This window comes from Microbacterium sp. (assembly GCF_044340635.1).
Classification (GTDB): Bacteria; Actinomycetota; Actinomycetes; order Actinomycetales; family Microbacteriaceae; genus Microbacterium.
The window spans coordinates 1-11,135 of the sequence record NZ_JBIITF010000028.1 but is presented as its reverse complement, the minus strand read 5'-3'; the positions used below and the strand labels follow the sequence as shown (position 1 = coordinate 11,135).

The window sequence follows — 11,135 nt, the reverse complement described above, 5'->3', positions numbered from 1 at the left end:
CCTCCACCAGCACGGATGCCGCAGCCACACCGTCGCTCCCCACCGCACCCGCGATCATCGCCTCGCGCACCGCCGGGAGCGCCGCCGGCAGCCACTCCCCCGACGTCATCGAGCGCTCGCGACGCACGACGCCGGCCGCCCGCACCAGCACGCCGGCGGAAGCCCCCGACACCCGCGTCGTACGCTGCACCACCTCCGCCACGGACGCGCACCCGGCCCGCGTCGTCATCCGCTCGTCGCGGGCGCCATCGGACCTCTCGCGCACAACGGTCGTCGCCTCGACCAGCAACCCCTCGACCCGCCGCAGGATCGACCCCGCGACCGCCATCGCCTCGAGCACGTGAGCATCGGATGCCTCGTGCACAGCTTCGCTCGCGAACACCCGCGCGAGGGTCGCGGCGAGCGCAGCGTCCACCTCACGCAGGGTGTCGAGAGCGGGTTTCATGCCGCCATTCTGACGAGGGCCACCGACATTGCCGCGGCTCAGAACACCCTGATCGGAGAAATAATCCAAACCCGTGGAGGACGCAGAGACAGCCCGGCTGTGGAGGACAGACGAACCGCGCGAATCCCCCGCCGACCGGATCGAGATCGCGAACGCGATCGCGATCGCGAACGAGAACCAGAACCAGAACGCGAGTGCGAAGGCGATCGCGAACGCGAACGCGAACGAGGACCAGATCGCGACTCGCGAACGCGAACGCGATCGCGCCTACGCCAGCGAGCGGCTCCGCTGGTCGCGTCCGGCGGCACCGTAGGGCCACGGCGACGGCTCCGGATCGCTCGCCGCGTCGAGCACGGCGAGGTCGTCGTCGCTCAGTGCGACGTCGACGCTGCCGAGGTTGTCCTCGAGCTGCGCGACCGTCCGCGCACCGAGGATGACGGAGCTCACCACGGGCTGTGCGTTCAACCAGGCGAGCGCGATGCGCGACATCGACTGCCCGTGGGCCTCGGCGATGCTCCGCACCGCGTCGAGCACGCGCCACGTGCGCGGCTGACCCGAACGCAGGTCGTAGGCCTCGACACCGCGCTCGGGGTCTTCGCCCAACCGGGTGGCGCCGCTCGGACGTGTGTCCTGCGAGTACTTGCCCGCAAGCCATCCCCCGCCCAACGGCGACCACGGCAGCACGCCCAGGCCGTTCGCCTCGCAGGCGGGCAGGATCTCCCATTCCACCTCGCGCACCAGCAGGTTGTACTGGGGCTGCATCGAGATCAGCGGGAAGCGTCCGGCGGCCAACGCCGTCGCCTGCGCGATCTGCCAACCGAGGTAGTTCGAGAGCCCGGCGTAGCCGATCTTGCCGGTGTGCACGGCGTCTTCCAGGAATCCGAGGGTCTCGTCCAGCGGCGTGAGCGGATCCCACGAGTGCACCTGGTACAGGTCGATGTGGTCGACGCCGAGTCGCCCGAGCGTGCGATCGAGCGCCCGCCGCAGGTGGCGTCGCGACGTGCCCGCGTCACGCGGGTCGACGTCGACAGGGAAGCGCCCCTTGCTGGCCAGCACCAGGCGGTCTCGGGTCGACGTGCTCTGGTGCCGCAGCCACTCCCCGACGATCTGTTCCGCCCGACCGGCGCTGTAGACGTCGGCGGTCTCGAGGAGCGTTCCGCCCGCGGCGACGTAGGCATCGAGCTGCGCGTGCGACTGCTCGACGTCGGATTCGGCGCCGAAGGTCATGGTTCCGAGGGCGAGCGTCGAGACGGCGAGACCCGACCGGCCGAGGGTGGTGTACTTCATCGTTGAGCAGCCTTTCTGGCGGTCACGGGTTGCCGGGGATGGCGCGGATTGCACGACAGGCAGGTGGCACGGATCGCGCGATCGATCACTTTCGAGTCTGCCCTGTCATTCGGGGCGAAGGGCCTCCCGCCCTGGCGACGGGACACGACCCGCCCCTTAGGGTGTGAGGCATGGCAGTGACTCCCGGCGACGACACCGATGAGCGGATGACGCTCGAACTCGGCCGGCGAATCAGCGTGCTGCGCAAGCAACGGGGCCTGACGCTCGTCGCTCTCGCCGCCCGCACCGATCTCTCGCAGCCGTTCCTGAGCCAGATCGAGCGGGGTCGCGCCCGGCCGAGCATGCCCTCGTTGCACCGACTCGCATCCGCCCTCGGCACCACCACGCCCGCCCTGCTCTCCGGCGGCGAGCACGGACACGGCTCGGCGGCCGAGATCGATGACGACGGCGTGAGCCTGGTGCGCGTCGACCAGGGCTCGATGGTTACCCAGTCGAACGGGCAGGCCAAGGCTCTCGTCGTCGGCGAGCGCGCGATGTACCCTCTCGAGTTCGCCACGAACGTGACCGAATTCGAGGACTATTACCAACACCCGGGCGCCGAGTTCATCTACGTGATCTCGGGCCACCTCGAGGTCGATCTCGCCGAGAGAGGGATTCATCGGATCGGCCCGGGCGACACGCTCTACTTCGCGGGCGATGTCCGGCATCGGTGGCGTGTTGTGGGTCTCTGGCCCGCGCGCTTGCTGGTCACGCAGGCGGGCACGAGCGCCGCGGAAGACAATATTGGCAGCGAGCATATTTAGCTCGATTCAGACATTCACGGCGCCGCAATTGCGGCGAAATACCTCCGTAACATCCTGAGCGGATATTGATCTAGTCAATATTCATTCAGGAGGACCCATGTCCGGCGCAACGCTCGACTTCCGTGACGTCGCCATGCGATTCCCCAACGGGACCGTCGCGCTCGACGACGTCAACCTGTCGATCGGGCCCGGCGAGTTCGTCGCTCTGCTCGGCCCCTCGGGGTGCGGCAAGTCGACGCTGCTCCGTCTGGCATCGGGACTCGATGCGGCGACGGCCGGCCGCACCGAGACCGGGACCGACCGGATCGGATACGTGTTCCAGGATGCAACCCTCCTGCCGTGGCTGAGCGTCGAGCGCAACGTGGCGCTGTTCGGCGAACTCGATCACCTGCCGGCGGCCGAGCTCTCGGGGCGCGTCACGCACGCCCTCGAGATAGTGGGTCTCGCGAAGTTCGCGAAGCACCTGCCCCACCAGCTGTCGGGCGGCATGCGCATGCGCACGTCTCTGGCACGGTCGTTGGTCAACAACCCGGCACTGTTCCTGTTCGATGAACCCTTCGGGGCGCTCGACGAGTTCACGCGCGAGAAGCTCAACGACGACGTCCGCGCGCTCTGGCTCGAAGACCGGTTCACCGGGGTCTTCGTCACGCACTCGATCGCCGAGGCCGTCTACATGGCCACGCGCGTGGTCGTGATGGGTGCATCGCCCGGCCGGATCATCGGCGAGTACGCCGTGCCGTTCGGCGACGAACGCGACGAACACACGCGCTACTGCCCCGAGTTCGCCGAGCTCTCGGGCGAGATCTCGGAACTCCTGAAGGCGGCGATGGCATGAGTCGGACGGTCATGAGTCGAACGGTCATGAGTCGCACGGGCATCAGTCGCACGGGCACGAGTCGCACGGGCATGAGCCGGGCGGGCGTCAAGCGCACGTCCTGGAAGTCCATCCTGCTCCCGGTTGCTTTCGCGACCGCGGTGCTCGCGCTCTGGTACGTCACGAGCGCGTTCCTGCTCGCGCCGTCCAAGCGGTTCATCCTGCCGATGCCGCACGAGATCCTCGTCGTCGCGTTCCTCGATCCGAACAACTTCGGCGATCTGCTGCGCCAGCTCGGCACCACGGCCGTCGTCGCCATGACCGGGCTCGCGATCGCAACGGTGATCGGCATCACGACCGCGATCCTGATGAGTCAGGCGAAATGGGTCGAGACGACGCTCTACCCGTATGCGGTCGCCCTGCAGAGCGTGCCGATCCTCGCACTCGTGCCGCTCATCGCGTTCGCGCTGGGGTACGGATTCGGCAGCCGCATCCTGGTCGTGATCCTGATCTCGCTCTTCCCGATCATCACGAACACCCTGTTCGGCCTGCACTCGGCGAACGCGCAGATGAAGGACCTGTTCCGGCTCAAGCGAGCCAGCCGATGGACGATCCTCTGGCGTCTGCAGTTCCCGGCAGCCCTGCCCGCGCTGTTCACCGGTCTGCGCATCTCGGCGGGCATGGCCGTCGTCGGCGCGATCGTGGCGGACTTCTTCTTCCGACAGGGCAACTCCGGCATCGGTCTTGCGATCGACACGTACCGCAATCGCCTCGACGGCGAGATGTTGTACGGCGCGATCCTGCTGGCGTCATCCTTCGGGCTCGCCGTCTTCTGGCTCTTCGGCGTGCTCTCGCGCCTCGTCGTCGGCAAGTGGTATCAGCCCGAGTCACGCTGACCCGCACCATCCCACCCGCACCATCCCACCCGCACCATCCCGCCCCACCACACCCGCACCCACCCGAATCACCTGGAGAGATCACATGAACCGCACCCGCTTTCTCGTGCCCACCGTCGGAGTCGGGGCGGCCCTCGCGCTCGTCCTCGCCGGCTGCAGCAGCAGCAGCACGCCCACGGCGCAGGATGCCGAGGCCGTCGGTGGTGAGGGCGCGCTCGGCGCGTGCCCCGCGACGGTCGTGCTGCAGACGAACTGGTTCCCCGAGCCCGAGCACTCCGCCGCCTATGCGCTGATCGATCCCGCCGAGGCGACGACCGATCCGGACGCCGGCATCTACTCGGGCCCGGCCATCGCCGACCCCGACATCACGATCGAGGTGCGCTCGGGCGGTCCGTTCATCGGGTTCCAGCAGTCCACCGCGCTGCTCTACTCGGACGACTCGATCATGCTCGCCATGATCGACACCGACGAGTCGGTCAAGCTCTCGGCCGACCAGCCGACCAAGGCCGTGTACACGCCCCTGCAGATCAACCCGCAGATCCTGCTGTGGGACCCGGAGCGCTACTCGTTCGACGACATCTCCGACATCGCCGCCAGCGACGCGACGGTGCTGTACTTCCCGGGCTCCGCTTACATGGATTACCTGATCGCGCAGGGTGATGTGCGCGCCGAGCAGTCCGACGGATCGTTCGACGGGTCGGTCACGCGCCTCGTCGCCGACGAGCCGGTCGTCATGCAGGGCTACATCACCCAGGAGCCCTACCGACTGAAGGTCGACTTCCCCGACTACGGGCGCGACGTCGATTCGTTCCTCATCGCCGACTCGGGATACGACATCTACCCGGCCGCGTGGTCGGGCAAGCCGGAGGTCGTCGACGCCCAGTCCGAGTGCCTCGCGCAGCTCGTCCCCGCGATGCAGCAGGCGCAGATCGACTACATGGAAGACCCCGAGCCGGTCAACCAGGCCATCGCGGATTACCTCGTCGAGATCGACCAGTTCTTCCAGGTGACGCCCGAGCTGGGTGCCGAGATCCACCGCGTGATGAAGGACGAGGGCATCGTCGCCGACGGCACGGACGGCGTCTTCGGTTCGTTCGACGCCGAGCGGATGGAGCGCATGACCGCGCTGCTCACCGACATCTACGCCGAGTCCGGCGTCGAGGTCGCCGAGGGTCTGACCGCGGAAGACATCTACACGAACGAGTTCCTCGACCCGAGCATCAGCTACGCGGGCTGAGCGGACGCGTGGGTGGCGTCCGCGCGGCGCCACCCACCACCGCTTCACAGAACTCACCCCCGACGAATCCCGTCCCACCGAGCGCCCGCCCCACGCGATCGAAAGCTGCATCATCATGACCCTCCCCACGTTCACCCCGACGGCAACGACGCCGACATCGACACCGACGCCGACATCGACATCGACATCGACATCGACATCGACGCCGACGATCGCATCGATCACCCCGTACCCACTGCGCCTGCGCACCGACTACGCCGAGATGACCCTGTTCCTCGTGCGCGTCGAGACGAGCGACGGTGTCGTCGGGTGGGGTGAGAGCTGCGACAGCTTCGGCATCTCGTATCCGACGGTGCTCGCGCGTTTCGTCGAGGATGTCTGGGCCCCGGTCGCGGTGGACATGTCCAGCGCCGCCGCCCTCAACGCGCTGGGCACGAAGCGTCGTGCGGTCGCCCGCACGCTCGGTTTCAGCCACTCGGCCGCCCAGTCGCTGAGCGCGGTCGACATCGCGATCCGTGATGCCCAGGCCCGCACCGCAAGTGTTTCGCTGTCGCCCGCCGAGGGGCGTGCGAGCGATCGCCTGCGCGTGTACGCCGGCAACAGTCACTTCCTCGAGTCGCGCGACGCGGGCGGGCACGTCGAGCTCCTGGCTCCTCTGCTCGAGCGCGGCGTCTCGCTGGTGAAGATGCGCATCGGCCCCGACTGGCGCACGGCCATGCGTGTGCTCACGGACCTCCGCGCCGACCTGCCCGACATCGATCTCATGGTCGATGGCAGCGAGCTGTTCTCGGTCGCCGAGTCCCTCGAAATGGCGGCGCGCTTGTCCGATCTGCGCATCAGCTGGTTCGAAGAGCCGGTGTCCGCCGCTCGGCTTCCCGCGATCACGCGGATCGCTGCGGCCTCCCCCGTCCCGATCGCGTACGGCGAGCACCTGTTCAGCACCGAGCACATGCTCGACACGATGGATGCCGCGGCCATCTCGGTCGTTCAGCCCGATGCATCCATCTGCGGCGGGATGGCCGAGGCCGACCTGATGGCGCGCACGGCCCTCGGTCGCGGGGCGCGCGTCGTCATGCACACGCACGGCAGCCCGGTGACGTTCGCGGCCAATGCGCTCGTCGCCTCGGCGATCCCGGGCATCGACCTGATCGAGTACCCGTTCCACCTCTCCCCCATGCTCGAGCGCGTCGCGCCCGGCGCGGGGTTCGACGTCGCGTCGATCGTGGACGGGTCGATCGCGGTGCCTACCGCGCCGGGTCTCGGCATCGATGTGGACGTGGACGTGGTCGAGGCCGGGCGCCGGGCGTTCCTCGACTCGTGACTAGCGTGGAACCGTGAACATGTCTTCTGCTCGGCGCGTGCTCGTCACCGGATCACGCGGCAAGGTCGGCCGTTCCGTCGTGGCCGCTCTCGTCGCGGCGGGGTTCGACGTGCGGGCGACCGACATCGGCCGACCCGTGTACGACGCCGACGCCTCGAACGCCGTCCCCTATGTGCAGGCCGACCTGACGGATGCCGGTGACGCGTTCGCCGTCGTCCGCGACGTGGACGTCGTCGTGCACACCGCGGGCATCCCCGAGCCGACCAAGAACGTGGCGCACGCGGTGTTCGCCACGAACACCCAGTCGACGTTCAACGTGATCGAGGCCATGGAGGCCCGCGGCATCCGGCGCCTGATCAATCTGTCGAGCGACTCGGTGTCGGGCATGACGTGGGCGCACCGGCCGTTTCTCGGGTCCTTCTGCCCGATCGACGAGTCGCATCCCGATCTCGCGCACGATGCGTACGGAATGTCGAAGCGCGTCACCGAGTTGCTGTGCGACGGTTTCGTGGCCCGCGCGGACGCGTCGGCCGTATCGATCCGTCCGACGTGGGTGCTGACGCCCGAGACGTATGCGGCGAATCTGCGGCCCTTCTTCGACGACCCCGACCTGCCGAGCGCCGTGTTCTGGGCGTACATCGATGTGCGGGATCTCGCCGACCTCGTCGTCGCGTGTGTTCGCACCCCGACCCCCGGGCACGAGGTCGTCTACGCCGCCGCGGCCGACAACATCGGCGGTCGTGATCTGCTCGCGAGCGTCGCGCGTCTGCACCCCGAGGTCGAGCTTCGTCCGGTGTCGCGCGTCGACGCCAGCGGCATCGACTCGTCGAAGGCCGCGCGCCTGTTCGGCTGGACCGCGTCCCGGTCGTGGCGGCATCATGTAACTGAGCACGGTTTTCCCCTGCCCGAGCCCACGCAATGAAGCGCGGCCCGAACAACGGACTCTCCATGACCGACTACGTCGACGCAGGTGGCGTGCGTGTCGCCCGCCCCCTCTACGATTTCATCGCGAACGAGGCGCTCGGTCCGGATGTTCCGCCGCGTGCCTTCTGGGCCGGTTTCGCCGCGATCGTCGACGATCTCGCGCCGCTGCGTACCGAACTGCTCGCCGAGCGCGACCGGCTGCAGCAGTCGATCGACGAGTGGCATCGCGAGCACGGCCGGCGCGTATCTCCGTCCGCGTATCGCGCGCACCTCGAGTCGATCGGGTACCTCGTTCCGGAGGTGTCGTCGTGCCCTCTCGTGACCACGGGGGTCGCGCCCGAGCTCGGCCGGCTCGCCGGTCCGCAGCTGGTCGTTCCCGTCACGAATGCGCGCTACGCCCTCAATGCCGTCAACGCCCGCTGGGGTTCGCTGTACGACGCGCTGTACGGCACCGACGCGATCCTCCCAGTGGAGGATGCATCCTCCGGGTACGACGTCGAACGGGGCGAGCGTGTGGTGGCGCACGTGCGGGATCTGCTCGACGAGGTCGCGCCGCTCGCCGGGGGCACGCACCGCGACTCGCGGTCGTACACGGTCGTGGACGGCGCGCTGACGGTCACCCTCGCGGACGGGCGCAGGACGACCCTCGCCGATCGCGCGCAATTCCGCGGCTACCGCGGCCGGTCGGCCTCACCGAGCGCCGTGCTGATCGCTCGCCACGGCCTGCATCTCGAGCTGCAGTTCGACGCCGATTCGCCGGTCGGGTCGCGGGATCCCGCGACGATGAGCGATGTGCTCGTCGAGTCGGCGCTCAGCACGATCGTGGACTTCGAGGATTCGGTGGCAACGGTCGATGCCGACGACAAGGTCGCCGCATACCGCATCTGGCTCGGCCTGAATCGGGGCGATCTCACGCACTCGTTCGAGAAGCAGGGACGGATGATCGAGCGCTCGCTCGCCCCCGACCGCGACTATCGCGCCCCGATGGGCGTCCCGATCACCCTGTCGGGCCGGGCGCTCATGCTCGTGCGGAACGTCGGTCTGCACATGGCGACGGATGCGGTGCTCGACGCGGATGGCGAGCCGGTGAGCGAGACGATCGTGGATGCGGTCGTGACGACGCTGTGCGCACGGCACGCCGACGACCTCCAGTCGCTGCCCATCGTGATTCCGAAGCTGCACGGGCCGGCCGAGGTCGCGTTCGTCGTCGACCTGTTTGGGCGGGTAGAGGCGCTGCTCGGGCTCGCCCCCCGCACCCTCAAGCTCGGGCTGATGGACGAGGAGCGTCGCACCTCGGCGAACCTGGCCGCGTGCCTCACCGAGGCGCGGACGCGTCTGGTGTTCATCAACACCGGATTCCTCGATCGTTCGGGGGACGAGATCCACACGTCGATGCAGGCCGGGCCTTTCCTGCCGAAGGGCACGCTGCGCGATCAGCCCTGGATGCGCGCGTACGAGCGTCGCAATGTCGCCACGGGTCTCGAGACCGGTTTCGGCGGGCGCGCGCAGATCGGCAAGGGCATGTGGGCGATGCCCGACCGGATGGCTGCGATGCTCGAGCAGAAGGCCGCGCATCCGCTGGCCGGCGCCTCGACCGCGTGGGTTCCCTCCCCCACGGCGGCGACGCTTCATGCGCTGCACTACCTGCGCGTCGATGTGTTCGCGCGCCAGGCCGAACTCGCGGGCGAGCCGGTGGATCCGCTCGATGACCTGCTGACCATCCCGCTCGGCGAGTCGAGGTCGTTGTCGCGGGCCGCGGTGCAGCGCGAGCTCGAGAACAATCTGCAGTCGATCCTCGGGTATGTCGTGCGGTGGGTCGACCAGGGAGTCGGTTGCTCCACGGTTCCCGATATCGACGGTGTGGGGCTGATGGAAGACCGGGCGACCCTGCGCATCTCGAGTCAGCACGTCGCGAACTGGCTCCTTCACCGCGTCGTCACAGAAGACCAGGTGCGTGCAGCGATGGAGCGGATGGCCGAGGTCGTCGATGCCCAGAACTCCGCGGTCGCGGGGTACCGGCCGATGGCCCCGGATCTGTCGTCGAGCCTGGCTTATGCCGCCGCGCTCGAGCTCGTGTTCGGCGGAACATCCGCCGCGAACGGGTACACCGAGCCTGTGCTGCACCGCTTCCGTCGCGCGGCGAAGGGCCGGGACCGAGTGCGCGACAACGCCGCGGACACGGTGATTTCTACACACGCCTGAGGGTGGGCAGGACGGCTCGCGCTCGCGCTCCCTCTACCTCTGTCTCCACCCTCTACTTCTGCCTCCGCCTCCGCCTCCACCCTTTACCTCTACCGCGATCGCTGGAGGAGCCGGCCTTCGGGCGGTTCATTCTGCCGGCGGAGCCTGTCGGGCGGGGCGCCTCCGTGTCGGCTTGCGTCGGCGCGCACTCTTCGCCGCAGCCGTGATCCCGCGGTCGGTCGCCATCTTCGCTCCGGATCCCACCAGGCGGGTCCGCGCACGTGCGGCACCCCGTCGATCATCATCACCGACCATCCGGATGTCGCCAAGGTTCTGTGGTGGTGCCAACACAGCAAGACACCGTTATCCGTATGCGTCGGTCCACCCAGCGCATGGTCTGTCGCGTGATGGATCTCACACCACCCGGCCGGCACATGACAGCCCGGGATCACACACCCACCGTCGCGCAGACTGATCGCCTTGCGCTGGATCGCGTTGAAGACCCGATCCACCACACCAAGACTCACGATCCGGCCCCGGTCGTCGCAGGTCACGCGCTGGATGCTCCCACAGCACGCGACCCGCTCCGCCACCCCGATACCCACAGGCGCATCGATGCCCTCGAGCTCGGCCCACCCGGTTCCCGCGACCACATCCTCTTCGCGCGCGTAGACGACGAGCGTCGGCGCACCGCCACCAACGGTCGGAAGCTCGCCCGACCGAGCCGCGACGTCGAGCGACGTCGCCAGCGCGTCGTGCATCTTCTGCGCGCGCGTCCGGGTGTCGCGGGGGCGGGCGATCGCATCGTCCAGACCGCCAGCACCACTACCGCCACCGCCAGCACCACCATCATCATCATCACGATCAGCACCGCCGCCAGCACCATCACCACCATCAGCACCGCCGCCAGCACCATCACCACCATCAGCACCGTCCGGTGCGAACCCGACCCCGACCCCAACCCCAAACCCGACCCCGCCCTCGCCCTCGCCCTGCACCTTCGGGTTCGACAGCGCATCGCAGGTGCGCTGCCACTGCGCAGCGACCTCCGCCAGCACATCTCCGCTGACCCGCGCCAGCCCATCGCGCACGGGCCCGACCGTCAGACCGCGCCGCCGCATCGCCGACGCCTCGACCGGCTCCGCGCCATCCTGATCGAGCACACTCGCCCACACCTGCGCCAACACCCGCAACTCGTTCGCCGACGCATGCGGGCCGGTCTCGACC

At 68.6% G+C, this 11,135-nt stretch carries 10 protein-coding genes and 1 pseudogene; 8 read left to right on the top strand and 3 right to left on the bottom strand.

Annotated features, from left to right (window positions below; genetic code table 11):
- A pseudogene (locus ACIQ0W_RS15710) lies at positions 1–445 on the bottom strand (HNH endonuclease); the annotation flags it as partial.
- A gap of 73 nt (positions 446–518) precedes the next feature.
- On the opposite strand from ACIQ0W_RS15710, the gene ACIQ0W_RS15705 reads away from it, so the two are divergent.
- On the top strand, positions 519–758 hold the full coding sequence (locus tag ACIQ0W_RS15705; protein WP_396643592.1) for a hypothetical protein: 240 nt from the start codon (positions 519–521) through the stop codon (positions 756–758).
- Here the strand turns inward: ACIQ0W_RS15705 and ACIQ0W_RS15700 are convergent.
- The gene (locus ACIQ0W_RS15700; protein WP_396643590.1) at positions 713–1,732 is read right to left on the bottom strand and encodes an aldo/keto reductase; all 1,020 of its coding nucleotides are present in this window, start codon (positions 1,730–1,732) and stop codon (positions 713–715) included. The two genes, ACIQ0W_RS15705 and ACIQ0W_RS15700, sit on opposite strands and share 46 nt — an antisense overlap.
- A 170-nt stretch (positions 1,733–1,902) precedes the next feature.
- Between ACIQ0W_RS15700 and ACIQ0W_RS15695 the strand changes: the two genes are divergently transcribed.
- The 7 genes from ACIQ0W_RS15695 (at position 1,903) to ACIQ0W_RS15665 (ending at position 9,929) form a co-directional block, all read left to right on the top strand.
- Complete coding sequence (locus ACIQ0W_RS15695; protein WP_396643589.1) at positions 1,903–2,535, top strand: helix-turn-helix domain-containing protein; 633 nt, start codon at positions 1,903–1,905, stop codon at positions 2,533–2,535.
- 97 nt (positions 2,536–2,632) lie between these two features.
- Positions 2,633–3,370, top strand: a complete 738-nt coding sequence (locus tag ACIQ0W_RS15690; RefSeq protein ID WP_396643588.1) for an ABC transporter ATP-binding protein — start codon at positions 2,633–2,635, stop codon at positions 3,368–3,370.
- A complete protein-coding gene (locus tag ACIQ0W_RS15685) occupies positions 3,367–4,245 on the top strand; it encodes an ABC transporter permease (protein WP_396643587.1) in 879 nt (292 codons plus the stop codon). The genes ACIQ0W_RS15690 and ACIQ0W_RS15685 overlap by 4 nt, the downstream gene beginning before the upstream one ends.
- An 85-nt stretch (positions 4,246–4,330) precedes the next feature.
- A complete protein-coding gene (locus ACIQ0W_RS15680) occupies positions 4,331–5,482 on the top strand; it encodes a hypothetical protein (protein ID WP_396643586.1) in 1,152 nt (383 codons plus the stop codon).
- A gap of 115 nt (positions 5,483–5,597) precedes the next feature.
- On the top strand, positions 5,598–6,803 hold the full coding sequence (locus ACIQ0W_RS15675; protein ID WP_396643585.1) for a mandelate racemase/muconate lactonizing enzyme family protein: 1,206 nt from the start codon (positions 5,598–5,600) through the stop codon (positions 6,801–6,803).
- 19 nt (positions 6,804–6,822) lie between these two features.
- The gene (locus ACIQ0W_RS15670) at positions 6,823–7,725 is read left to right on the top strand and encodes an NAD-dependent epimerase/dehydratase family protein (protein ID WP_396643594.1); all 903 of its coding nucleotides are present in this window, start codon (positions 6,823–6,825) and stop codon (positions 7,723–7,725) included.
- 26 nt (positions 7,726–7,751) lie between these two features.
- On the top strand, positions 7,752–9,929 hold the full coding sequence (locus ACIQ0W_RS15665) for a malate synthase G (protein ID WP_396643584.1): 2,178 nt from the start codon (positions 7,752–7,754) through the stop codon (positions 9,927–9,929).
- An 89-nt stretch (positions 9,930–10,018) separates the two neighbouring features.
- Here ACIQ0W_RS15665 and ACIQ0W_RS15660 read toward each other — a convergent pair whose 3' ends face one another.
- Positions 10,019–11,071 (bottom strand): DUF222 domain-containing protein, encoded by a 1,053-nt coding sequence (locus ACIQ0W_RS15660; protein WP_396643593.1) that lies wholly within the window; start codon positions 11,069–11,071, stop codon positions 10,019–10,021.
- Positions 11,072–11,135: the final 64 nt, after the last annotated feature.

Bases quoted from the DNA above. Each gene is read 5' to 3' on its own strand.
- ACIQ0W_RS15700 (WP_396643590.1), bottom strand. From the start codon at position 1,732: ATGAAGTACACCACCCTCGGCCGGTCGGGTCTCGCCGTCTCGACGCTC.
- ACIQ0W_RS15695 (WP_396643589.1), top strand. From the start codon at position 1,903: ATGGCAGTGACTCCCGGCGACGACACCGATGAGCGGATGACGCTCGAA.
- ACIQ0W_RS15690 (WP_396643588.1), top strand. From the start codon at position 2,633: ATGTCCGGCGCAACGCTCGACTTCCGTGACGTCGCCATGCGATTCCCC.
- ACIQ0W_RS15685 (WP_396643587.1), top strand. From the start codon at position 3,367: ATGAGTCGGACGGTCATGAGTCGAACGGTCATGAGTCGCACGGGCATC.
- ACIQ0W_RS15680 (WP_396643586.1), top strand. From the start codon at position 4,331: ATGAACCGCACCCGCTTTCTCGTGCCCACCGTCGGAGTCGGGGCGGCC.
- ACIQ0W_RS15675 (WP_396643585.1), top strand. From the start codon at position 5,598: ATGACCCTCCCCACGTTCACCCCGACGGCAACGACGCCGACATCGACA.
- ACIQ0W_RS15670 (WP_396643594.1), top strand. From the start codon at position 6,823: ATGTCTTCTGCTCGGCGCGTGCTCGTCACCGGATCACGCGGCAAGGTC.
- ACIQ0W_RS15665 (WP_396643584.1), top strand. From the start codon at position 7,752: ATGACCGACTACGTCGACGCAGGTGGCGTGCGTGTCGCCCGCCCCCTC.